This is a genomic window from Burkholderia sp. MSMB1826, assembly GCF_001526325.1.
In the GTDB taxonomy this organism is placed as follows: domain Bacteria; phylum Pseudomonadota; class Gammaproteobacteria; order Burkholderiales; family Burkholderiaceae; genus Burkholderia.
Window position 1 is genome coordinate 145,296 of the sequence record NZ_LOYN01000030.1, and the last position, 23,767, is coordinate 169,062.

The 23,767-nt window shown below is 68.5% G+C and carries 20 protein-coding genes; 3 read left to right on the forward strand and 17 right to left on the reverse strand.

Annotated elements, in window-relative coordinates; all coding sequences use genetic code 11:
- Positions 1 to 71 precede the first annotated feature (71 nt).
- The 8 genes from WS95_RS20060 to WS95_RS20095 all read right to left on the reverse strand — a co-directional run bounded on the left by WS95_RS20060 (position 72) and on the right by WS95_RS20095 (position 11,577).
- Positions 72 to 2,081: a sensor histidine kinase gene (locus WS95_RS20060; protein ID WP_059781411.1), complete on the reverse strand. Its 2,010-nt coding sequence runs from the start codon at positions 2,079 to 2,081 to the stop codon at positions 72 to 74.
- Positions 2,082 to 2,085: 4 nt separating this feature from the next.
- Positions 2,086 to 3,375, reverse strand: coding sequence for a dicarboxylate/amino acid:cation symporter (locus WS95_RS20065; RefSeq protein WP_034208472.1), 1,290 nt, complete (start codon positions 3,373 to 3,375; stop codon positions 2,086 to 2,088).
- A 357-nt stretch (positions 3,376 to 3,732) separates the two neighbouring features.
- Positions 3,733 to 5,418, reverse strand: coding sequence for a cation acetate symporter (locus WS95_RS20070; RefSeq protein ID WP_059781409.1), 1,686 nt, complete (start codon positions 5,416 to 5,418; stop codon positions 3,733 to 3,735).
- Positions 5,419 to 5,429: 11 nt separating this feature from the next.
- Positions 5,430 to 5,735 (reverse strand): DUF485 domain-containing protein, encoded by a 306-nt coding sequence (locus WS95_RS20075; protein ID WP_034208474.1) that lies wholly within the window; start codon positions 5,733 to 5,735, stop codon positions 5,430 to 5,432.
- A 103-nt stretch (positions 5,736 to 5,838) separates the two neighbouring features.
- Positions 5,839 to 7,044, reverse strand: coding sequence for a CaiB/BaiF CoA transferase family protein (locus WS95_RS20080; RefSeq protein WP_059825295.1), 1,206 nt, complete (start codon positions 7,042 to 7,044; stop codon positions 5,839 to 5,841).
- A 29-nt stretch (positions 7,045 to 7,073) separates the two neighbouring features.
- A complete protein-coding gene (locus tag WS95_RS20085; RefSeq protein ID WP_059825239.1) occupies positions 7,074 to 8,210 on the reverse strand; it encodes an acyl-CoA dehydrogenase family protein in 1,137 nt (378 codons plus the stop codon).
- A gap of 14 nt (positions 8,211 to 8,224) precedes the next feature.
- Positions 8,225 to 9,421, reverse strand: a complete 1,197-nt coding sequence (locus WS95_RS20090; RefSeq protein ID WP_059825240.1) for an acyl-CoA dehydrogenase family protein — start codon at positions 9,419 to 9,421, stop codon at positions 8,225 to 8,227.
- A 29-nt stretch (positions 9,422 to 9,450) separates the two neighbouring features.
- Complete coding sequence (locus tag WS95_RS20095; protein ID WP_059825242.1) at positions 9,451 to 11,577, reverse strand: 3-hydroxyacyl-CoA dehydrogenase NAD-binding domain-containing protein; 2,127 nt, start codon at positions 11,575 to 11,577, stop codon at positions 9,451 to 9,453.
- 159 nt (positions 11,578 to 11,736) lie between these two features.
- Between WS95_RS20095 and WS95_RS20100 the strand changes: the two genes are divergently transcribed.
- Positions 11,737 to 12,699 carry a LysR family transcriptional regulator gene (locus WS95_RS20100; protein WP_059825245.1) on the forward strand — a complete coding sequence of 321 codons (963 nt, stop codon included), beginning with the start codon at positions 11,737 to 11,739 and terminating at the stop codon, positions 12,697 to 12,699.
- 87 nt (positions 12,700 to 12,786) lie between these two features.
- The gene (gene ggt / locus WS95_RS20105) at positions 12,787 to 14,661 is read left to right on the forward strand and encodes a gamma-glutamyltransferase (protein ID WP_059825247.1); all 1,875 of its coding nucleotides are present in this window, start codon (positions 12,787 to 12,789) and stop codon (positions 14,659 to 14,661) included.
- A gap of 48 nt (positions 14,662 to 14,709) precedes the next feature.
- Here ggt and WS95_RS20110 read toward each other — a convergent pair whose 3' ends face one another.
- The 6 genes from WS95_RS20110 to WS95_RS20135 form a co-directional block, all read right to left on the reverse strand.
- On the reverse strand, positions 14,710 to 15,687 hold the full coding sequence (locus WS95_RS20110; protein WP_034208480.1) for an ABC transporter permease subunit: 978 nt from the start codon (positions 15,685 to 15,687) through the stop codon (positions 14,710 to 14,712).
- Entirely contained in the window at positions 15,684 to 16,484 is an 801-nt protein-coding gene (locus WS95_RS20115) for a taurine ABC transporter ATP-binding protein (protein WP_059825250.1), read from the reverse strand. Before WS95_RS20115 ends, WS95_RS20110 begins: the two co-directional genes overlap by 4 nt.
- Positions 16,485 to 16,524: 40 nt before the next feature.
- Positions 16,525 to 17,541 (reverse strand): taurine ABC transporter substrate-binding protein, encoded by a 1,017-nt coding sequence (gene tauA / locus WS95_RS20120; protein ID WP_059825253.1) that lies wholly within the window; start codon positions 17,539 to 17,541, stop codon positions 16,525 to 16,527.
- A gap of 257 nt (positions 17,542 to 17,798) precedes the next feature.
- Entirely contained in the window at positions 17,799 to 18,791 is a 993-nt protein-coding gene (gene lipA, locus WS95_RS20125) for a lipoyl synthase (RefSeq protein ID WP_006499067.1), read from the reverse strand.
- A complete protein-coding gene (gene lipB, locus WS95_RS20130) occupies positions 18,784 to 19,539 on the reverse strand; it encodes a lipoyl(octanoyl) transferase LipB (protein WP_034208483.1) in 756 nt (251 codons plus the stop codon). The genes lipA and lipB overlap by 8 nt, the downstream gene beginning before the upstream one ends.
- An 84-nt stretch (positions 19,540 to 19,623) precedes the next feature.
- Positions 19,624 to 19,950: a DUF2917 domain-containing protein gene (locus tag WS95_RS20135; RefSeq protein WP_059781492.1), complete on the reverse strand. Its 327-nt coding sequence runs from the start codon at positions 19,948 to 19,950 to the stop codon at positions 19,624 to 19,626.
- Positions 19,951 to 20,052: 102 nt separating this feature from the next.
- Between WS95_RS20135 and WS95_RS20140 the strand changes: the two genes are divergently transcribed.
- Positions 20,053 to 21,042, forward strand: a complete 990-nt coding sequence (locus WS95_RS20140) for a transcriptional regulator GcvA (RefSeq protein WP_006485238.1) — start codon at positions 20,053 to 20,055, stop codon at positions 21,040 to 21,042.
- A gap of 17 nt (positions 21,043 to 21,059) precedes the next feature.
- Here WS95_RS20140 and WS95_RS20145 read toward each other — a convergent pair whose 3' ends face one another.
- The 3 genes from WS95_RS20145 to WS95_RS20155 are packed head-to-tail and all read right to left on the reverse strand — an operon-like array spanning position 21,060 to position 23,653.
- Positions 21,060 to 21,368 (reverse strand): HP0495 family protein, encoded by a 309-nt coding sequence (locus tag WS95_RS20145; RefSeq protein ID WP_059825297.1) that lies wholly within the window; start codon positions 21,366 to 21,368, stop codon positions 21,060 to 21,062.
- Positions 21,368 to 22,294, reverse strand: a complete 927-nt coding sequence (locus WS95_RS20150; protein WP_034208484.1) for a D-amino acid aminotransferase — start codon at positions 22,292 to 22,294, stop codon at positions 21,368 to 21,370. Before WS95_RS20150 ends, WS95_RS20145 begins: the two co-directional genes overlap by 1 nt.
- Before the next feature lie 48 nt (positions 22,295 to 22,342).
- Positions 22,343 to 23,653, reverse strand: coding sequence for a D-alanyl-D-alanine carboxypeptidase family protein (locus WS95_RS20155; protein WP_059825256.1), 1,311 nt, complete (start codon positions 23,651 to 23,653; stop codon positions 22,343 to 22,345).
- Positions 23,654 to 23,767: the final 114 nt, after the last annotated feature.

A 23,767-nucleotide genomic window follows, 5' to 3' on the forward strand; every position in this document is an offset into this window, starting at 1 on the left:
GCTCCTGACAAGCCGCGCGGCGCGCGCGGCATCTCGTTGATGCCGGTCGTTCGCCGACCGGCCTGCTCACGCTAATGCGAGCCCGCCGGCTCGGACACGGAGTCCGGATGATGCGTGCGGGCGCGCCGCAGCGTCAAGACGAACAGCGCGCCGCCCGACGGTGCGTTGCGTGCGGTCAGCGCGCCGCCCGCGTCGCTCGCGATCGACGACGAGATCGCGAGACCGAGCCCGAGCCCGCGCCCCATTTCCTTGGTCGTGAAGAACGGCTCGAACAGGCGCGGCAACAAATCGGGCGCGATGCCGCAGCCGTTGTCGCGCACCTCGACCGCGAGCGTCGCGGCCGACACCGCGATCGTGACCTCGATGGCCGGCGCCGCGACGCCGGCCACCGCGTCGAGCGCGTTGCCGAGCAGGTTGATCAGCACCTGTTCGAGGCGCAGGTCCTCGCAGCGCGCGACGAGTTCGGGATAGTCGCGCGCCAGATCGAGCGGCGCGTCGTGCGCGGGCGAGACGGTCGCGTCGTGCAGCGTCAGCGTGAGCGCGACGCCGCGCAGGCGCTCGTCGAGCAGCGACAGCACGCTGCGCAGCGCGCGCACGACGAGCGCCTGCTCGTTGCGCGGCTTCGCGCGGCCGACGAACAGCTTCAGCTGGTTGGTGATCTTGCCCATCCGCTCGGTGAGCGCGGCGATCGCCTCGAGATTCTCGCGCGCGGCGGCCTGCTCGCCGCGATCGAGCAGCACGCGCGTGTTGTCCGAGAAGCTGCGCAGCGCCGCGAGCGGCTGGTTCAGTTCATGCGTGATGCCGGCCGCCATCTGGCCGAGCGCGGCGAGCTTGCTCGCCTGGATCAGTTCGTCGTGCGCGGCGCGCAGTTCCTGCTCCGCGCGGATCCGGTCGCCGACTTCCTTCTGCAATCGCTCGTTCGCTTCAGACAGGTCGGCCGTGCGCTCCTCGACGCGCCGGTTCAGTTCCGCGTACGCCTGCTGCAGCAGCGCGCGGCCGCGGATCATCTCGCGCACGCGGGCGCGGCGCATCCGCCAGTAGAACGCGAGCAGCGCGACCGACACGAAGCCGAAGCCGGTGACGATCGTGGCGTTGCGCGCATCGGCATCGATCGGCGCGATCGGCGCGAGCGTGACGAGCAGCCAGTCGGGCTCGCCGATCCGGCGCTTGCTGGCGAGAAAGCGCGGCGCGCGCCGGCCGGCACCGAGGCGCACGATCTCCGCATCGGCGCCAAGCGTCTGCTCGACACGCAGCGGCAGCGGCGTGACCGGTTGCTGCGCGTACTGGCGCGTTTCGTAGATCGACGCGGCGACGGGCCCCGTGAGCGGGCGCAGCGTGTGGTACTTCCACGCGGGCACGGACGACAGGAACACGACGCCGTGATCGTCCACGACGACGAGCGGCTCGGACGCGTCGGCGCCTTGGAACCATTCGAGATTGAGCTTCACGACGACGACGCCCGCGATCTTGCCGTCGCGCCACACGGGCTGCGAGATGTAGTAGCCGGGATCGCGCGAGATCGTGCCGATCCCGAAGAAGCGGCCGACCCGGCCGTTCATCGCATCGAGGAAATACGGGCGGAAACGGTATTCGATCCCGACGAAGCTGTCGGGTGCGCGCCAGTTGCTGGCGGCGACGCACAGGCCGTCCGCGCCGATCACGTAGGTGACGGTCGCGTGCGCGTGTTCGTTGAGGTCTTCGAGATAGCGGTTGACGCGGGCGGTGTAGTCGCCGCGCTTCGGCTCGGCAAGCAGATCCTGCACGTACGGATGGCTGCCAAGCAGATAAGGCAGCGATTCATAGCGGTCGAGCGTGCTCTTGAGCGCGTTGGTGGTGCGCTCGACGCGTACCGCGGCATTGCGCTGCAGCTCGGCGACGCCGCGCTGCCACGTGATCGTCCACGTGAGCGCGCACGCCGCGACGAGCGCGGCGGCGAGCACGACGAGGATGAGCAGGCGGCGCGTCACGGTCGAGGCTTCCTGGCGATGCGGATCGCCTATTGTGTCATAGGCCTCTGCCCCGATGCCCCGGCCGCCGCGGGCCGCACGGCCGGCGGGCCGTGCCGCCGCCTGCTCGTTCATCGCGTCAGACGCCGGCCGTCTCGGTCGGCGCGACTTCGGCGCCGCCCTTCAGCGCCTGGCGCAGCTTGTTGCGGTCGAGCTCCTTCTCCCACGCCGACACGACGACGGTTGCCACGCCGTTGCCGACGATGTTCGTCAGCGCGCGGCATTCGCTCATGAAGCGGTCGATGCCGAGGATCAGCACCATGCCCGACAGCGGGATCGTCGGCACGACGGCCAGCGTCGCGGCGAGCGTGATGAAGCCCGCACCGGTCACGCCGCTCGCGCCCTTCGACGTCAGCATCGCGACGGCCAGCAGCGTGAGCTGCTGCATCCACGTCAGCTCGATGTTGGTCGCCTGCGCGATGAACAGCACGGCCATCGTCATGTAGATGTTGGTGCCGTCGAGGTTGAACGAATAGCCGGTCGGCACGACGAGGCCGACGACCGAACGCGAGCAGCCCGCCTTCTCGAGCTTTTCCATCAACTGCGGCAGCGCGGCTTCCGACGAGCTCGTGCCGAGCACGATCAGCAGCTCCTCCTTGATGTACGACACGAAGCGGATGATCGAGAAGCCGGTGAAGCGCGCGATCGCGCCGAGCACGACGAGCACGAACACGACCGACGTCAGGTAGAACGTGCCGATCAGCTTGAGCAGCGGCACCAGCGAGCCGACGCCGTACTTGCCGATCGTGAACGCCATCGCGCCGAACGCGCCGATCGGGGCCAGCTTCGTGACGATGTGCACGATGCCGAACAGCACGCGCGTCAGGCCGTCGATGAAGTCGGTCACGACCTTGCCGCGCTCGCCGAGGTGCGCGAGCACGCTGCCGAACAGCAGCGCGATCAGCAGGATCTGCAGGATTTCGCCCTGCGCGAACGCGTCGACCATCGTGTTCGGGATGATGTGCATCAGGAAGTCGACGGTCGACTGCCCGTGCGCCTTCGCCGCGTACGACGCGACTTCCTTGCCGTTCAGCGTCGCCGGATCGATGTTGAAGCCGACGCCCGGACGCAGCAGGTGCGTGGCCGCGAGGCCGAGCACCAGCGCGAAGGTCGACACGATCTCAAAGTACAGCAGCGCCTTGCCGCCGACGCGGCCGACCTTCTTCATGTCCTCCATGCCGGCGATGCCGGTGACGACCGTACAGAAGATGATCGGGCCGATCACCATCTTGATCAGCTTGATGAACCCGTCGCCGAGCGGCTTCATGTCGGTGGCGAGCGCCGGGTAGTAGTGGCCGAGGATCACGCCGACGATGATGGCGAAGATCACCTGCACATAGAGCACTTTGTAGAAGGGTTTCTTCTTCACGATGGTTCCTGCTGAAGTAGATGATGAGCCGGTGGAAACGGCGTCACGCGCGCAGGCGAATGTCTCAGGGGAGAAGGCATTCGCCCGCGCGGCTGCCGTGCCGCAACAAGCGATGCCTCAGAACATCCGACAGGGGAGGAAGGCGCTGGTCATCGATTGTCTCCTTGGTTTAATAGTCGGGCCGGGGGATGGCCGCGCTTTTCATATTGCAAGGTCGATGCCAGGTTTCCGGAACCCCTCAAGCCGTTGTTTTCATTGTATTTCCCATAATGCGGCAGGCAAGGAAATCCGGGATTCCGGATTTCCGGAAAATATCCGTCCGGCGATCCGGACGGACGCATTGTTTCATCGGATGAATCAGTGCTGCACGGCCCGGCTCGCGAGCACGCCCGTCTGCGCGTAGAACTCCTGCCGCGCGAACGCGTCGCGCTCGCGGCGCGCGCGCTCGCCGCGATCCGCGAGTGAGCCGACGACGATCCCGACGAACGCGAGCGGCACCGACACGAGCGCTGGGTTGTCGAGGAACACCGGCGCGTGCGCATGATGCAGCACGTCGACCCACACCGACTTCGACAGCACCGTCAGCACGACCGCCGACACGAGGCCGAGGCCGCCGCCGAGCACCGCGCCGCGCGTCGTCATCCCGCGCCAGAAGATCGACATCGCGAGCACCGGGAAATTCGCGCTCGCGGCCACCGCCGCGACGAGCCCGACCATGAACGCGACGTTCACGTGCTCGAACAGGATCGACAGCGCGATCGCGACGGCCGACAGCGCGATCGTCGCCGCGCGCGAGATGCGCATTTCCAGCCGCTCGTCGGGCTTGCCGCGCGCCCACATCTGCGCGTACAGGTCGTGCGAGATCGTCGTCGCGCCCGCGAGCGTGAGGCCGGCGACCACCGCGAGGATCGTCGCGAACGTGACGGCCGCGATGAACCCGTAGAACCAGTTGCCGCCGACCGCCTGCGCGAGCTTCACCGCGACCATGTTGGAGCCGCCGAGCAGGTCGTGCGTCAGGTTGAACGTGCCGTTCGCGCCGAGCCGGAAGAATTCCGGATGCTGCGCGAGCAGCACGATCGCCGAGAAGCCGATCACGAAGGTCAGCAGGTAGAAATAGCCGATGAAGCCCGTCGCGTAGAGCACCGACTTGCGCGCCTCCTTCGCGTTCGGCACCGTGAAGAAGCGCATCAGGATGTGCGGGAAGCCGGCCGTGCCGAACATCAGCGCGATGCCGAGCGACAGCGCATTGGCCGGATCGCGGATCAGCTTGCCCGGCCCCATGATCGACAGCGCGCCCGGATGCACGGCCACCGCGCGGCGGAACATCGCGTCGATGTCGAAGCCGAATTCGCCGAGCGCCAGCAACGCGAGCAGCGTCGCGCCGCAGAGCAGCAGCACGGCCTTGATCACCTGCACCCAGGTGGTCGCGGTCATCCCGCCGAAGAATACGTAGACGACCATCAACACGCCGACGATCAGCTCGGCCGTGCCGTACGACAGCCCGAACAGCAACTGGATCAGCTTGCCCGCACCGACCATCTGCACGACGAGATACAGCACGACGATCGTCAGCGCGTTCGCGGACGTCAGCAGCCGGATCGGCCGCTGCGCGAAGCGGTACGCGACGACGTCGACGAACGTGAACTTGCCGAGGTTGCGCAACGGTTCGGCGATCAGGAACATCACGAACGGCCAGCCCACCAGGAAGCCGATCGAATAGATCAGCCCGTCGAAGCCGAACATGAACACCATGCCGGACAGCCCGAGGAACGACGCGGCCGACATGTAATCGCCCGCGATCGCGAGCCCGTTCTGCAGCCCGGTGATGCCGCCGCCGGCCGTGTAGAAGTCGCGTGTCGAGCGCGTGCGGCGCGCGGCCCAGCGCGTGAGCGCGAGCGTCGCGAACACGAACGCGAAGAACATCCCGATCGCGACCGGGTTCAGCTCGACCTTGTCGGGCATCGGCCCGGCGACGCCGGTCGCACGGGCGGCGGAGGAAACGAGAACGGCCAGCGCGACGAGCGCGCGCGAAACGAATCGCATGTCGGCCTCCGTTACGAACGCTGCAGGATCGCGTCGACGCGGCGGTCGAACGCACGGTTCGCGCGCAGCACGTAGCACGCGGTCAGGCCGATCGCGACGAGGATGATCGCGACGCCCGCGGCGATCCCGACCGTCGTCGTCGCGCCGCGGTACAGCGGCGCGGCGAGCACGTGCGGCGCGAGCGCGACGAGCAGGATGAAGCCGTAGTACGTGGCGATCATCAGCGCCGTCAGCATGAAGCTGAAGCGGCGCCGTGCCCGCACGAGCTGCTGGTAGTCAGGGCGCGCCGTGACCGATTCGATGACGGAAAGCTCCATGTTGTCTCCAATATCGTCTCGTCGTATCGCGAGAGCTGTCTCGTGGATGGTCGGCGCGTATCGACTGCTCCGCCCGCGCCGCGGCGGCAATCCAGGCAACGCGTTACACGACGCGATCCGCACGCAGCCGCGCCACCTCGTCGGCCGACATCCCGAGCCAGCCGCCGAGCACCGCGTCCGTATCCGCGCCGAGCACCGGCGGCGCACCGCGCACCGGCAGCCGCGCGCCGTCGAAGCGGTATGGCGGCGCGAGCACGTCGACCCCGCCCGCGACCGGATGCGGCTGCCGCGTGACGAGCCCGGCGCGGGTGGCGCGTTCCGACGTCAGCGCTTCGTGCAGCCCGAGCACTTCGCCGCACGGAATGCCCGCGGCGGCGAGCGCCGCCAGCAGCGTCGCACGCGAGCGGCGCGCGAGTTCGCGGCGAATCTCGGGCAGCAGGTCGGCGCGATTCTCCGAACGGCCGAGGTTGGTCCTGTAGCGTTCGTCGGCCGCGAGATCGGGCCGCTCGATCGCGTCGCAAAAGCGCGCGAACTGCGTGTTGTTGCCGACCGTGATCACGAGCGGGCCGTCGGCCGCATCGAACACGCCGTACGGCACGATCGACGGATGCGCGTTGCCGTAGCGCGGCGGGTCCTCGCCCATCAGCAGCGCATCGAGCCCGTAGTACGCGGTGATCATCAGCCCGCAGTCGAACAGCGCCATCTCGATGCGGCGACCGCGCCCCGTCGCATGGCGCTCGTAAAGCGCGGCGAGGATCGCCTGCGCCGAATACATGCCGGTGAACAGGTCGACCGCCGCGACGCCGAACTTCAGCGGCGGCTGGCCGGCCTCGCCGTTCAGCGCCATCAGCCCGGCCTCGCCCTGGACGACGAGGTCGTAGCCGGGCCGCGCGGCCTCCGCGCCCGAGCGGTCGTAGCCCGAGATCGCGCAGTGCACGAGGCGCGGATTCAGCTCGGCCAGCGCGTCGTAGCCGAGCCCGAGCTTCTCCGCGCCGCCGAACTTGAAGTTGTGGATCAGCACGTCGGCTTGCGCGGCCAGCTCGCGCGCGAGGCGCTGGCCGGCTTCCGTCTGCAGGTCGACGCAGATCGACCGCTTGCTGCGATTCACGCTGTTGAAATACGTGGTCTCGGTGTCGCCGATCCGCAGCCCCCAGTCGCGCGTATCGTCGCCGCGCGCCGGATGCTCGACCTTGATCACTTCCGCGCCGAAATCGGCGAGCACCATCGCGCACCACGGACCCGCGAGCACACGCGAGAAATCGAGCACCTTCACGCCGGCCAGCGGCAGCGCGCGCGTGTCGTTCGTCATCGTCGTCTCCTCCATTCGCGTTTGCGCCGTTATCGTTTGGACAGCGCGATGTAGCGCGCGAGATGGTGATCCTCGTCGCCGAGCTGGTGATCGATCATCACGAGCCGCTTCGCGTAGTGCGCGAGCGGCAATTCCCACGTCATCCCGATTCCGCCGTGCAGCTGGATGCATTCCTCGGCGACGAGCGTGCCGATCCGGCCGATGCTGTATTTCGCCGCCGCGAGCGCGCGCTCGCGCACCGCACGCGGCGCATCGAGCTGCGCGGCCGCGTTGATCACGGCCGAGCGCGCCTGCTCGACTTCGAGCAGCAGGTCGGCCATCCGGTGCTGCAGCGCCTGGAAGCTGCCGATCGGCAACCCGAACTGCTTGCGCGTGCGCAGGTAGTCGAGCGTCGCTTCCTTCGCGACGTCCATCGCGCCGAGCGCTTGCGCCGACAGCGCGAGCAGCCCGTAGCCGAGCACGCGTTCGAGCAGCTCGGCACCCGCTTCGCCGTCGTGCGCGCCGAGCGCCGCATCGGCCGGCAGCGCGACGCGCTCGAAGCGCACTTCGGCCGCGCGGCCGCCGTCGATCTTCCGGTAGTCGCGCAGCGACACGCCCGGCGCATCGGCCGGCACGACGAACAGGCCGATGCCGGCCGCGTCGTCGTCGCGCCCCGACACGCGCGCGCTGACGACGAAGAACGCCGCCTGCGCGGCCTGGTCGACGACGCCCTTCGCGCCCGTCAGCACCCAGCCGTCGCCCGCACGTTCGGCGCGCGTGCGCACGGTCGTCAGCTCGTAGTGCGAACCCGGCTCGTCGTGCGCGAACGCGGCGCTCGCGCTGCCGTCGATCAGCGCGGCGAGCTTGTCGCGATGCGCATCGTCGCCCGCGAGCGACAGCGCACGGCCGGCCAGCAGCGCGCCGAGGAACGGCTCGACGACGAGCCCGCGCCCGAGGCATTCGAACACCACGGCGATGTCGAAGCCCGCGCCGCCGAAGCCGCCGTCGGCTTCCGGAAACAGCGCGCCGACCGTGCCGAGCTCGGCGAAGCGCCGCCACATCGCGCGGTCGAAGCCTTCGGCCGACTGCGCGATGCGGTCGCGCACCGGGAACGCGTACTGTTCGGCGATGAAGCGGTTCAACGTGTCCGCCAGCATCCGGCGGTCTTCTGTGTGCTGGAAATCCATCGTCGCGTCCCTCGTTACAGCCCGAGCATCATCTTCGCGATGATGTTCTTCTGGATCTCGTTCGAGCCGCCGAAGATCGACAGCTTCCGGTTGTTGAAATACTGCTGCGCGGCGCTCGCGGCTTCGTCGGGGCCGACCGGTTCGCCCGCGTAGTCGGCGTCGAGCGCCTCTTCGACGAACGGCTGCGCATACGGCCCCATCGCGCGCCGCATCAGCGCGGTGATCTCCTGGCGAATCTGCGTGCCGCGGATCTTCAGCATCGAGCTTTCCGCGCCCGGCACGCCGCCGCCCGCGACCGCGGCCAGCACGCGCAGGTTGGTCGTGCGCATGTTTTCCAGTTCGATCTCGACGCGCGCGACGCGTGCCGCGAAGAACGGATCGTCCGCGAGCGGCCGGCCGTTCTTCGCGACCTTCGCGGCCACCGCGCGCAGCCGGTCGAGGGCAGCGGTCGAGAAGCCGATGCCGGCGATGTTGGTGCGCTCGTACGTGAGCAGGTATTTCGCGTAGGTCCAGCCGCGGTTCTCTTCGCCGACCAGGTTTTCCACCGGCACGCGCACGTCGGTGAAGAACACCTCGTTCACCTCGTGCTCGCCGTCGAGCGTGATGATCGGGCGCACATCGACGCCCGGCGTGTTCATGTCGATCAGCAGGAAGCTGATGCCTTCCTGCTTGCGCACGTCGGTCGCGGTGCGCACGAGGCAGAAGATCATGTTCGCGTAGTGGCCGAGCGTGGTCCACGTCTTCTGGCCGTTCACGACGTAGTGATCGCCAACGCGCACCGCGCTCGTCTTCACCGCCGCGAGATCGGAGCCCGCGCCCGGTTCCGAATAGCCCTGGCACCACCAGTCGGTGCCGTCGAGAATGCGCGGCAGCCAATGGCGCTTCTGCGCGTCGCTGCCGTACTTGATCAGCACGGGGCCGAGCATGTTCACGCCGAACGGCACGATGCGCGGCGCACCGGCGAGCGCGCATTCGTCGTCGAACAGGAACTTCTGCGCGACGCTCCAGCCGGGGCCGCCGTATTCGCGCGGCCAGTGGCTCGCGAGCCAGCCGCGGGCATTCAGGATCGCGTGCCATTCGCGCATGTCGTCGCGCGTCAGATGCAGGCCGCCCTTCACCTTGCGCGCGATGCGCTCGGGCAGTTCGGCTTGCAGGAAGCGCTGCACTTCCGCGCGGAAGGCTTCTTCTTCGGGCGTGAAATAGAGGTCCATCTTCGGTCCGTTGCAAATGCGGTTGGCGTTCAGTCGATGCGGTTCAGGCTCGCGAAATCCGCGCCGCGCGCGACGAGATCGACGAGCAGCGGCGACGGCTTCCAGAACAGCGGATCCTCCTTCGCGAACGCGCGGATATCGGCGAGCACGTTCGCGAGGCCGACCGTGTCCGCGTAGTGCATCGGGCCGCCGCGATAGCGCGGGAAGCCGTAGCCGTGCAGGAACACCGCGTCGACGTCGAGCGGGCGCAGCGCGATCTTCTCGTGCACGACGTTCGCGCCTTCGTTGATCATCGCGGCGAGGTAGCGGCGCAGGATCTCGCCGTCGGTGAACGTGCGCGGCGTGACGCCCTTCTTCGCGCGTTCCTGCGCGACGATCGCTTCCACTTCCGGATCGGGCGTGCCGACGCGCGCGCCGTCCGGATACAGGTAGTAGCCGCGGCCGGTCTTCTGCCCGAACCAGCCGCGCTCGCACAGCCGGTCGGAAATCTCCACGTAGCGTGCGTTCGGGTCGCGCGTCGCCGCGCGGCGCTTGCGGGTCGCCCAGCCGATGTCGCCGCCCGCGAGGTCGACCACCTGGAACGGGCCCATCGGAAAGCCGAACTCGCGCACCGCGCGATCGATCTGGTACGGCGACGCGCCGTCTTCCATCAGGTAGTCGGCCGCCGTCCGGTACACGGCGAGGATCCGGTTGCCGATGAAGCCGTCGCATACGCCCGCGCGCACCGGCGTCTTCTTCAACTGCTTCGCGAGCGCGAACGCGGTCGCGACGACGTCCGGGCTCACGCGCGCCGGCACGACGATTTCGAGCAGCTTCATCACGTTGGCCGGCGAGAAGAAATGCAGGCCGATCACGTCGGCCGGCCGGTCGATGCTCGCGGCGAGCGCGTCGATGTCGAGATACGACGTGTTGGTCGCGAGCACCGCGCCCGGCTTGCACACGCGGGCGAGCTCGGCGAACACGGCCTGCTTCACGGCCATGTCCTCGAACACGGCTTCGATCACGACGTCGGCCTGCGCGAGCGCGTCGTACGACGTGCTGCCCTTGAAGCGCGCGAGCCGCGCCGCGTGCGCGGCCGGCGTCATCCGCCCTTTCGCGACGAGGCCGTCGTACACCTTCTCGACGTGCGCCCGGCCGCGCGCGAGCGACGCTTCGTCGCGCTCGATCATCGTCACCGGCAGCCCGGCGTCGAGCGCCGCGACCGCGATGCCCGCGCCCATCGTGCCGCCGCCGACCACGCCGATCCGCTCGACCGGCCGCGCGCTCGCGCGCCGCGCCTCGGGCGCCTTCGCCGCTTCGCGTTCCGCGAAGAACGCATGCACGAGGCCCGCACGCTGCGGGCTGTCGAGGCACTGCAGGAACAGGCTGCGTTCGAGCTTCATCCCCGCATCGAACGACTGCGTGAGCGCGGCCTCGACCGCGTCGACGATCTTCGCCGGCGAGAACAGGCCGCGCGACTTCTTCGGCAATTCCGCGCGCGCCGCGTCGAGCGCGGCCTGCGCGGCCGCGCGGTCCGCCAGGCCCCGTGCGTCGCGCGTGCGGCGCACGGGCGCGCCGAGCGACACGAGTTCCTGCGCGTACGCGAGCCCTTCGGCGAGCGTGTCGTCGCTGTGCGCGACGCGATCGACGAGGCCGAGCGCGAGCGCTTCCTCGGCGCTCGCATGACGGCCCGTCAGCATCAGGTCGAGCGCGGCCTTCGCGCCGATCAGGCGCGGCGCGCGCTGCGTGCCGCCCGCGCCGGGCAGCAGGCCGAGCGTCACTTCGGGCAGCCCGAGCTTCGCGCCCGGCACCGCGAGCCGGTAATGCGCGGCCAGCGCGACCTCGAGGCCGCCGCCGAGCGTCGCGCCGTGCAGCGCGACCACGACCGGTTTCGTGCTCGACTCGATCCGCTCGCACACGTCGGGCAGCGACGGCGGCACCGGCGGCTTGCCGAATTCGCGGATGTCGGCGCCCGCGATGAAGTTGCGGCCGGCGCCGACGATCAGCACCGCGCGGATCGCGTCGTCGGCCTGCGCGGCGTCGATCGCGTCGGCGAGGCCGCGCCGCACGTCGGCGGACAGCGCGTTGACGGGCGGATGGTCGATCGTGACGACGAGCACCTTGTCGCGCCGCTCGCGCGTGACGGTGCCGGTTGGAGGGGTGGCGGGGGAATTCATGGCGTCTCCTGTCGAAGCTGTCGATGCAGCAGGCATGACCCGATTCTCGATTGATCGAGATTCATTGACAATTCCCGCACGCCTTTACAAGCTGTCAAGTCCGACTTGACACCGAATGCTTTCCGACCGTTAAACGGGCCGGATCAGGAGACACCCCGCATGGACCTGAACGCGCTGACGCTGCTCGTCGAGATCCTCGACGCCGGCAATCTCAGCAAGGCCGCGCAGCGGCTCAAGATGAGCCGGGCGAACGTCAGCTACCGGCTGAACCAGCTCGAGCGCTCGATCGGCCAGCAGCTCGTGCGGCGCACGACGCGGCGCATGGAGCCGACCGAGATCGGGTTGAAGCTGTACGAGCACGGCCGGCGCATCCGCAACGAACTGCTCGCCGCGCAGGAATCGGTGACCACGCTCGGGCAGGATCTGCAGGGCCGCGTGCGGCTGTCGGTGCCGAGCGGCTACGGGCAGATGGTGATGTCCGACTGGCTGCTCGCGTTCAAGCGGCGGCATCCGGGCATCGTGCTCGACGTGGTGTTCGAGAACCGCGTGGAAGACCTGATGCGCGACGAAGTCGACATCGCGATCCGCGTGATGTCCGAGCCGCCGCAGAACCTCGTCGCACGCGACATGGGCGCGGTGCGCTACGTCGCGTGCGCGTCGCCCGCGTTCGCGGCCGCGCACGGGATGCCGGCGAGCCTCGGCGCGCTGGCCGCCGCGCCGGTCGTCACCGCGACGGTGATGGGCCGGCAACTGCGGATCGCCGCGTATCTCGGCGACGAGCGTCACGAGGTGCTGCTCGAGCCGACGCTGATTTCGGAGAACTTCCTGTTCCTGCGCCAGGCGATCCTCGCGGGAATCGGCGTCGGCATCGTGCCCGACTACGTGATGCAGGACGATCTGCGCCGCGGCGCCGTCGTCACGTCGCTCGACGCATACCGGCTCAGCATCTTCGGCACGCACATGTACATGCTGTACATGCCGAACCGCCACCACACGCGCGCGACGTCGACGTTCATAGAATTCATCCTCGAACAGGCCGGAAAGACCGGCCGGGGCGGGCTCGGCGGGATGCGTCAGGGTTTCCTGTCGGATGACAAGCCGCCGGGCACGCGGCGACAATAGCGCGCCGGGAGGCGGCGCCGTTGCGCCAGCGCCAGCGCCAACGTCAACGCCGCCGTCTCCTTCGAATTCACTGCTGCCGAGGGTTCCATGTTCGACCGGATTCGTCCGCATTCGCGTCCCTGGACGCTGCTCGCCGCCGTCGCGCTCGTCGCGTTCAACGCCGGCTGCACGTCCCCGTCCGCGCCATCGGGCGCCGTCGTCCCGGTCGCCGCCGCATCGGGCGCGGCCGTCCCGCTGCCCGGCGTTCACGCGCCCGAACTGTCGTCCGGCTGGACCGACAAGTCGGGCTGGACCTCGCAGCACTTCATGATCGCGGCCGCGAACCCGCTCGCCACGCAGGCCGGCTACGACATGCTGAAGGCCGGCGGCACCGCGATCGACGCGGCCATCGCGACGCAGATGGTGCTCGCGCTGGTCGAACCGCAATCGTCGGGCATCGGCGGCGGCGCGTTCATGCTGTACTTCGACGGCAAGACGACGCAGGCGTACGACGGCCGCGAGACCGCGCCGGCCGCCGCGACCGAGCGCCTCTTCTACGGGCCGACCGGCCAGCCGATGGGCTTCTACGAAGGCGTCGTCGGCGGGCGCTCGGTCGGCACGCCGGGCGTGCTGCGGATGCTCGACGCCGCGCACCGCGCGCACGGCAAGCTGCCGTGGCGCCGGCTGTTCCAGCCGGCCATCCGGCTCGCCGAGCGCGGCTTCACGATCAGCCCGCGGCTCGCGATGCTGATCGCGAACGACAAGTACCTGCACGACGACCCGGCCGCCCGCGCGTATTTCTACAATGCGGACGGCACACCGAAGGCTGCCGGCACGGTGCTGAAGAATCCCGCGCTCGCGACCGTGCTGCGCCAGGTCGCCGACCGCGGCGCGAACGCGTTCTACAGCGGCGCGATCGCGCGCGACATCGTCACGAAGGTGCGCAAGCACCCGACCAACCCGGGGCTGCTGTCGCTGCAGGATCTCGCGCGCTACAAGGCGAAGGTGCGTGCGCCGCTGTGCGCCGACTATCGGCGCTCGGTGGTCTGCGGGATGCCGCCGCCATCGTCGGGCGGCCTCGCGATCGCGCAGATGCTCGGCATTCTCGAGGCGATGCCCGACTGGCAGCAGATCGGCGCGCAGAAGCCGGTGCGCACCGAGCTCGGCTACGAGCCGACGCCGTTCGCCGCCCATCTGTTCAGCGAAGCCGGGCGTCTCGCGTACGCGGACCGCGCGCGCTACGTGGCCGATCCCGATTTCGTGCCGCTGCCGGGCGGCAACTGGGCGAGCCTCACCGACAAGTCCTATCTCGCGCACCGCGCGCGGCTGATCGGCGACACGAGCATGGGCGTCGCGCAGGCCGGCACGCCGCAGGGCGCGACGCTGGCGATGGCCGACGACCGCAGCGCCGAGTTGCCGTCGACGTCCGACATCGCGATCGTCGACCGCTACGGTCAGGCGCTGTCGATGACGACCAGCATCGAGGACGCGTTCGGCTCGCGGCTGATGGTGCGCGGCTTCCTGCTGAACAACCAGCTCACCGACTTCTCGTTCGCGTCGACCGACAACGGCCGACCGATCGCGAACCGCGTGCAGCCGGGCAAGCGGCCGCGCTCGGCGATGTCGCCCGAACTCGTGTTCGACAAGAAGACGAAGCAGGTGACGATGATCGTCGGCTCGGCCGGCGGCCCCGCGATCATCAATCATGTCGCGAAGACGCTGGTCGGCGTGCTCGACTGGGGGATGACGATGCAGCAGGCGATCGCGCTGCCGAACTTCGGGTCGATGAACGGGCCGACGCAACTCGAGCGCGGGCGCGTATCGGACGCGCTCGTCGACGGGCTGAAGGGCCGCGGGCACGACGTACAGGTCGTCGAGATGAACTCGGGGCTGCAGGGGATCCAGCGGCTGAACGTGCAGGGGCAGACGGTGTGGTTCGGCGGCGCGGATCCGCGGCGGGAAGGGGTGGCGATGGGGGAATGATCGACGCTTGTCGGCAGCGGACGGCGCGCATGCGCCGCCTGCTTCGAGTCACCCTCTCCCCTTCCACGGCACCACCCGCCGCTCGACCCAGCGCATCGCCAGATCAAACAGCCACGCGATCGCGCCGATGATCAGAATCCCCATCACGACGATGTCGGTGCGCAGAAAGCTCGATGCGTTGAGCACCATCTGCCCGAGCCCGGCCGTCGCGGCAACCATCTCGGCGGCGACGAGCGTCGTCCAGCCGAACCCGATCGCGATCCGCAGCCCGGTGAGGATTTCCGGCAGCGCGGCCGGCAACACGACGTGCCGCACGATCTGCGCGAAGCTGCCGCCGAGCGAATACGCGGCGTTGATCTGCTCGACCGTCGCCGCGCGCACGCCGGCGCGTGCGGCCATCGCGATCGGCGCGAAGCAGGCGAGGAAGATCACGACGAGCTTCGCCGTTTCGTCGATGCCGAACCAGATCACGACGAGCGGAAGATACGCGAGCGGCGGTAGCGGCCGGTAGAACTCCAGCAGCGGATCCAGCACGCCGCGTGCGATGCGGCTCACGCCCATCAGGATGCCGGCCGGCACGCCGAGCGCGGCGGCGAGCGCGAACGCGCCGAACACGCGGGCAGCGCTCCACAACAGATGCTCGGACAGCGGCAGGCCGCCCTGGATACGGCCGTGCCACGCGTCGACGAAGGCCGTCCATACGGCTTCCGGCGTGGGGAGAAACAGCGGCGGCAACCATTGCCGATGCGTCGCAACCCACCACAGCACGGCCAGCGCAGCGACCGTCGCCGCGCTGAGCGCAGCCGTTTTCCCCTGCCCCGGCAAGCGATAACGGCCCGACGAACGACGCGCACGCACGGCGCGCGCCGCAGCCTCGGCCCGCGTCGTGCGACCGTCGTTCGGCTCGACACCCGCGGCCGTGCGATCGGCCGCCCACGAATCCTGCGTGCTCATGCTGTCCTGCCTGTGCAATGTACTGATCCGGCCGCGTCCGACGGCCACGCCGTGCCGCGCGAGTTCGCTCATGGCGCGGCCTCCGCGACGGCCTCGTCGCGATGCAGATACGCGATCAGCCGCTCGCGCCACGCGATGAACTCCGGCGACGACTTCACCGCACGCGCATCGCGCGATTCGACGTAGCGCCGCGCGAACGGCAGCTCGAAGGCTTCGGCAATGCGACCGGGGCCCGGGGTCATCACGACGAGACGCGTCGCGAGAAAGAGCGCCTCCTCGACGTCGTGCGTGATGAAGAACACCGTCTTGCCGGTGCGCGCCCACACGTCGAGCACGAGCGCCTGCATCGTGCCGCGCGTCATCGCGTCGAGCGCGCCCATCGGCTCGTCCATCAGCAGCACGCGCGGATCGCTCGCGAGCGCGCGCGCGATGCCGACGCGCTGTTGCATCCCGCCCGACAGTTCGTACACGCGCGCATGCGCATGACGCTCGAGGCCGACGAGCGCGAGCATCTCGCGCGAGCGCGCGCGACGTTCGGCCTTCGACACGCGTGCGAAGCGCAGCCCGAGCGCGACGTTGTCGAGCACGTCGAGCCACGGCAGCAGCGCGTATTTCTGGAACACGACGCCGCGATCGGCGCCGGGGCCCGTGACCGGCACGCCGTCGACGCATACGTCGCCCGTCGTCGGCGCGACGAAGCCGGCCATGCAGTTCAGCAGCGTCGTCTTTCCACAGCCGGACGCACCGAGCGCGACGACGAATTCACCGGAATCGATGCGCAGGTCGACGCGCGCGAGCGCCTGCGTCGTCGGCCTGCCGCGCTCGCCCGGATAGGCGACCGATACCTGGCGGACTTCCAGCGTGCTCATGATCGAAGGGCTCCGCGATGAATGGGCCGGATGACCGCGCTCAGCGCGCGGCCTTCTGCACGAACTGCGGATCGACGCCCGCCGAATAGTCGGCGAGCACCGTCTGGATCGTGCCTTGCGATTTGAGGAACGCGGCCGTGGCCGCGAGCGATTTCGCGGCGCCCGATTGCGCGCCACCGCCGAGCCACGTCGGCGATGCCTGCTCAGCGGGCGTCGGGAACGCATAGAGCGCGAGGCTCGCGGGCACATCGGCCGCGTTCGCGCCCGATACCTTCGCGACCGCCGCGACCTGCGGCGAACCGACCCGCCATGCGGCGGTGTGTGCGCGATAGTCGGCATCGGCGGACGCGAGCACCTTCACGAAGCGCGCGACGAACTCGGGGTTCTCGCGCGCGAACTTGCGGCTCACGACGAAGCCGTCGAACGTCGCCTTGCCGCTTTCCTTCGCAACCTGGCCCGACGTCGTGAGCACGGTGCCCGACTGCTTGACCTTCGCGAGCACCGGGTCCCAGATATAGGTCGCGTCGATGTCGCCGCGCGTCCACGCGGCCGCGACTTCGGGCGGACGCAGGTTGACGATCTTCACGTCGTTCGGATTCACGCCCGCGGCCTGCAGCGCGACGAGCGTATGGAAGTGCGACGTCGACACGAACGGCACGCCGATCTTCTTGCCCTTGAGCGCGGCGACGCTGGTCACGCCCGAGCCGTTGCGCGCGACGAGCGCCTCGGCATCGTTGATGTTGTCGAGCACCCAGAACAGCGAGATGTCGAGCCCCTGCGACAGGCCGGCCGCGATCGGGCTCGAACCGGCTTCGCCGAGCTGCACGGAGCCCGACGCGAGCGCGCGGATCACGTCGGCGCCGCTGTCGAGCTTGCGAAACGTGACCTTGTAGCCGGTCGCCTTTTCGACTTCACCGCTCGCCTGCGCGTAGCGCCACGGCACGACCATGTCCTGATACGCGATCACGACTTCGCGCGATTCGGCGTGCGCCGCGCCGAGCGCGGCAAAGGCGGTCAGCGCGACGAGCGCGCGGCGGATGAAGCTGAAACGGGACATGCGGCTCTCCTTCGGAATGCGGGTGTTGCAAGCGGAGAGCCGACTTTACGAGCTTTGCGCGCAGCGGGAGCGAACTTATCGTGCGAAGCTATCGATGTCGTTTCAGCTTTGCTTTTCGTGTCGGATTGGATCGCGCGTCCGATCGGGTGACGATTGCCGCGCGCATGCGCGGATCACCGCCGCGCCAACGAAAAAGCCCGCATCGCTGCGGGCTTTCGGGACTGCGGGTCTTGCGCGGATGGAGGCAAACGCGGTGCTCAGACCACCCCCGCCCCATGCGCCTGCAGATCGGCGTGATAGCTCGAACGCACCATCGCGCCGACGGCCGCGTGCGTGAAGCCCATCTTGTACGCTTCTTCCTCGTACATCTTGAACGTATCCGGATGCACGTACGCGCGCACCGGCAGGTGGTGCTCGGACGGCTGCAGGTACTGGCCGATCGTCAGCATGTCGACGTCGTGCGCGCGCAGGTCGCGCATCACCTGCAGGATTTCCTCTTCCGTCTCGCCGAGGCCGACCATCAGCCCCGACTTCGTCGCGACGTCCGGATGCAGCGCCTTGAAGTCCTTCAACAGCTTCAGCGAGTGCGCGTAGTCCGAACCCGGGCGCGCTTCCTTGTACAGGCGCGGCACCGTTTCGAGGTTGTGGTTCATCACGTCGGGCGGCGCCGCGTTCAGGATCGAAATCGCACGGTCGAGACGGCCGCGGAAGTCCGGCGTCAGGATCTCGATGCGCGTGTCGGGCGACTGCTCGCGCACTTCGCGGATGCACTCGACGAAGTGGGCGGCGCCGCCGTCGCGCAGGTCGTCGCGGTCGACGCTCGTGATCACCACGTACTTGAGCTTCAGTGCGGCGATCGTGCGTGCGAGGTTCTTCGGCTCATCCGCGTCGAGCGGATCGGGCCGGCCGTGGCCGACGTCGCAGAACGGGCAGCGGCGCGTGCACTTGTCGCCCATGATCATGAACGTCGCGGTGCCCTTGCCGAAGCACTCGCCGATGTTCGGGCAGCTCGCTTCCTCGCACACGGTATGCAGGTTGTGCTCGCGCAGGATCGTCTTGATCTCGTTGAAACGCGAACTGCCGGTAGCCGCCTTCACGCGGATCCACTCCGGCTTCTTCAGTTTTTCGATCGGAATGACCTTGATCGGGATGCGCGCCGTCTTCGCCTGCGCCTTCTGCTTGGCGGTCGGATCGTAGGCCGGGGTCGCGGCCGTATCGGCCGGTGCGGGAGAAGCGGTAACGTCAGTCATTCGATTGTTCCAGTGCGTGCGGCTTGTCGGCGGCCGCGGATGCGCCGTCGAGGTTGGCGATCAGACGGCCCACCAGCGTGTGGGCGACGTCGTTCCAGTCGGCGGCAACCTCGAGGCTCGCCATGTCGACGGTTTCCAGTCCGGCATAGCCGCACGGATTGATCGCGAGAAACGGGCGCAGATCCATCTTCACGTTCAGGCTCAGCCCGTGATAGCTGCAGCCGTTGCGGATCTTCAGGCCAAGGGCCGCGATCTTCGCGCCCTCGTGCACGCCGGATGCCACATAGATCCCGGGCGCGCCCGCCTTGCGGACCGAAGCGAGATTATACGCCGCGAGGGTGTCGATCACGGCCTGCTCGATCTTCGTCACGAGCGTGCGCACCATCAGCTTGCGCCGGCGCAAGTCCAGCAGCAGGTAGACGACGATCTGGCCGGGGCCGTGGTAGGTGATTTGTCCGCCGCGGTCGACCTTCACGAGCGGCACGCCGCTGTCGGCCACCAGCAGGTGCGCCGGGTCGCCGGCCTGGCCGAGCGTGTAGACGGGCGGATGCTCGACCACCCAGATCTCGTCGCCGGTGTCGGCGGTGCGCGTGTCGGTGAACGCGCGCATCGCGTCGAAGCTCGTCTCGTAGGCCTCGCGGCCCCGCCACCGCACGGTGACCGGCTGAGCCGGCTGATCCAAGGCTCCGGCGGGCGATGCGGAAACGGCGACAGGCGTGGACACGATGGAAACCGGCGAAACGGACATGGGCGGTAGTTTACCGAAAACCCGTGGGTCTCGCCGGCCTTGGGTGGGGGACGGATCGCCGGTATCCGTCGGACGAAACGACGGTCAGACGGTGCGCCAGCCGCCGTGGACCAACGCAGCGACGCGTTCGCGCAGCCGGCTCAGCCCGCCGAGCGCGACTTCCCGCGGCGGCCGCGACACCGAGAACGCGACGCGCGCGCCCTCCCGGCTTTCCGCGCTGAGCCACAGCCGCTCGCCGCGGCGCAGCTTGAGCGTCTCGCCGTCGACCAGGAAGTAATCGTCGACGTCGTTGCTGCGCGTCGCCCAGACCGGCCCGCACTGGACGATCAGCCGCGTGCTGCGTTGCACCTTCATCGGCACGGTCTCGCCCGCGGGAATTTCGAAGGTGATGCTTGAAGAGATTTCTTGCATGATCGACTCCGCCAATAAGTGCTTCGATGGCTACAATCGTAGTCACTCGAAGGCGCCCGACCAAACGACCAATTTTCACGTCGATGTGAGGAAAATTAGCAAATGGACCTCCGCCAGCTCCCGGCGCTGAACGCGATTCGCGCGTTCGAAGCCGCCGCCCGCCACGAGAACTTCTCGCGCGCCGCCGACGAGCTGTTCGTCACGCACGGCGCGGTCAGCCATCAGGTGCGCGCGCTCGAGGAAGAGCTCGGCGTGCAGCTGTTCACGCGCAACGGCAAGCGGCTGTGCCTGACCGACGCCGGCATGCGCTACGCGCAGCAGATCCGCACCGCGCTGATGGTGATCGCCGACGCGACGCGCGACGTGCGCGCGAGCGACCGCGACCGGCGGCTGGTGGTGTCGATGCTGTCGTCGTTCGCCGCGCGCTTCATCACGCCGCGCATCGGCACGTTCATCGAGCGGCATCCGGAAATCGACGTCGAGCTGCAATCGACCAACTCGCTCACCGATTTCGCGCGCGACGACGTCGATCTCGCGATCCGCTTCGGCTTCGGCAGCTATCCGGGGCTGCACGTGGAGCCGCTGTTCGAGGAGGTGTTCTTTCCCGCGTGCGCGCCGACACTGAACGGCGGCAAGCTGCCGCAGACGCCCGCCGATCTCGTGCACTACCCGCTGCTGCGCTCGGACGACGAGCTGTGGCGACCATGGTTCGACGCGGCCGGGCTCGACACGCTGACCGAGCCGAAACGGGGCATTCTGTACCAGGATTCGTCGAACCTGCTGCTCGCCGCGATCGAGGGCCAGGGGATCGCGCTGGTGCGCCGCTCGCTCGCGGTGCACGACCTGCTCGACGGGCGCATCGTGCGCCTGTTCGACATCGACGGGCCGAGCCCGTGGCACTATTTTTTCGTGTGTCCGCCGCCGCTCTTGAACACGCCGCGCGTGCAGGCGTTCCGGACCTGGCTGTTCGAGGAAGTCGCCGAATACAAGCGTCTGTGCGACGAGCTGGACGCGCGGCGCGCGGCGGGGAAATGCCCCGCCGAGTGCGCGCTGGAGGGCGGATGGAAAGGGATCAGCGGCCGTTTGCGCTGATCCCGGACTGCCTGGCGTTAGAGCACGACCTTGACCATCGGATGGCTGGTCAGCGCGCGGTAGATGTTGTCGAGCTGCTCCTGGCTCGTCGCGCGCACGGTGATCGTGAGGCCCGTGTAATTGCCGCCGCTCGACGCGCGCTCCTCGATCTTCTCGACGTCGATCTCGTTGTCGTGAACGGCCACGACCTTGAAGATCGTGTCCTTGAATTCGGGGTGCGCCTTGCCCATGATCTTGATCGGGAAATCGCACGGAAACTCCAGCAGCGACTCCTTCCGGGTTTCGATCGCGCCGGTGACCTCGACGGTTTTGGTCGGTTCGCTCATCATTTTCTCCGGGTTAGGTCAAACTGTTCAAACTCGCGCGCCTTCGCACGCTGGTACGCGTCGTACAGCGCCGCGAACACGGGGCCCGGCTTGCCGCCCTGCACGGGCAGATCGTCGAGCGACGTGACGGGCAGGATTTCCTTGGTGGCCGACGTGATCATGATTTCGTCGGCCGAACGCAGCTCGACCTCGCTGATCTCGCGCGCGACGAACCGGATCCCGCATTCGTCGGCCAGTTGCTCGACCAGCGCGTAGCGGACCCCTTCGAGGATCTTGTTGCTGCGCGGCGGCGCGAACAGTTCGCCGTTCTTCACGATCCACACGTTCGACGACGAGCCTTCGGTCACGTTTTCGTCGCGCAACTGAATCGTCTCGAACGCGTCGCGTTCGGCCGCATGCTGCGCCATCAATACGTTGCCGAGCAGCGAGATCGACTTGATGTCGCAATGCAGCCAGCGGCGATCCTCGGCCGTCACGCAGCGCACGCCCTTCGCGCGCTCCTCTTCCGACGGCAGGCGCAGCGGGCTCGTCATCGCGAACACCGTCGGCACCGCGTTCGCCGGGAACGCGTGGCCGCGCTTCGCGACGCCGCGCGTCACCTGCAGGTAGACGAGCGCGTTGCCGTCGCCGAGGCCTTCGGCGTTCGCCGCGACCACCCGCTCGATCAGCGCGCGCCAGCCGGCCGCATCGTGCGGGTCGTCGATGCCGATCTTCTTCAGGCTGCGCGCGAGCCGCTCCAGATGCTGTTCGATCCGGAACGGCACGTGCGCGCCGTCGTGCGCATACACGGGGACGACTTCATACACGCCGTCGCCGAAGATGAACCCGCGGTCGAGCACCGGCACACGGGCTTCGGACAGCGGTACCAGTTCCTCCTGCGACGAGACGCTGAGGTAGACGATCGGTTCGAATTCGGCTTGGCTCATGGCTATGACAGATGGGGATGAAGTCGTGAAAACAAAGGCCCGTCGCGCTTACTTCTTCTTGCTGAACATCAGCAGGATCGAGTCCCAGATACGTCCGAAGATACCCGCTTCCGGCACGGCCTGCAGTGCCACGACCGGGAATTCGGACAGCGTCTTGCCGTCGGCGACGACCTTCACGGTGCCGACCTGCTGGCCTTGCGCGAGCGGCGCGATCAGCGGCGCGTTGACGTCGACTTCGGTCTTGACCTTGTCGCCGAGGCCGCGCGGCACGGTCGCCCATTGGTCGGCGCTCACGCCGACCTGCACGGTGTTGTCCTTGCCCTTGTAGAGGCGCGGCGTCGCGATCGCCTGGCCGCCCTTGAACAGGCGCACCGAGTCGAACGCGCTGTAGCCGTAGTTCAGCATCTTCATGCTGTCCTGCGTACGGTCGCTTTCCTTCTGCTCGCCCATCATCACCGACACGAGGCGGCGCTGGCCGTCGACACCCGGGATCGCGCGCTTGGCCGACGCGATCAGGCAGTAGCCGGCCGCCTGCGTATGGCCCGTCTTCAGGCCGTCGACCGTCGGGTCGAGCCACAGCAGCCGGTTGCGGTTGCCCTGGCGGATGTTGTTGTACTTGAATTCCTTCTCCGAGAAGATCCCGTAGTACTGCGGAAAATCGCGGATCAGGTGCGCGGACAGCTTCGCGAGGTCGCCGGCCGTCGTGTAGTGGTTCGGGTCGGGCATGCCGTTCACGTCGGCGAAGTGCGTGCCCTTCATGCCGAGGCGCGCGGCCTCGTCGTTCATCATCGTGACGAACTGCCCTTCGCTGCCGCCGACGAGTTCGGCCAGCGCGATCGCGGCATCGTTGCCCGACTGGATGATCATCCCGTACACGAGGTCATGCACGGACACCGGCTTGTTCGCCTCGATGAACATGCGCGACTCGTCGCGGCCGACGCGGCGCACCGCGTCGCTCGGCGTGACGATCTGCTCCATCGAGATCTTCTTCTTGTCGAGCGCCTCGAACACGAGGTACGCCGTCATCAGCTTCGTCAGCGACGCCGGCTCGACGCGTTCGTCCGCATTGCCCGATGCGAGCACCGTGTTGCTCGTCGCGTCGACGAGCACCCACGAGCGTGCGTTCACGCCCGGCGGCGGCACCGCGCCCGGCATGTAGGTCGCGGGCGCGCCGGTGGACTGCTCGGCGGCCGGCGCCGCATGCGCGGCCTTGGCCTTGGCGGCCGGCTTCGCCTCGGCGACGACGATGGTCGATGCGAGCGCGACGGGCAGCATCACGCCGAGCGCGACGTTGCGCGCGGCGGTGCCGAAGGCGATGGAGGAAGCGAGGGACTTGAGGCCTTGGGAAGACAGACGCATGATCGATTCAGGCTGATGGCAGAAAGTGCGGTGCGAAACGCGCAGGGTTGAACGGCAAGGCGGCGGGCGTTTCGGGCACTCGCCCGACACTGTCGGGCAACGCGAAACGCGCCG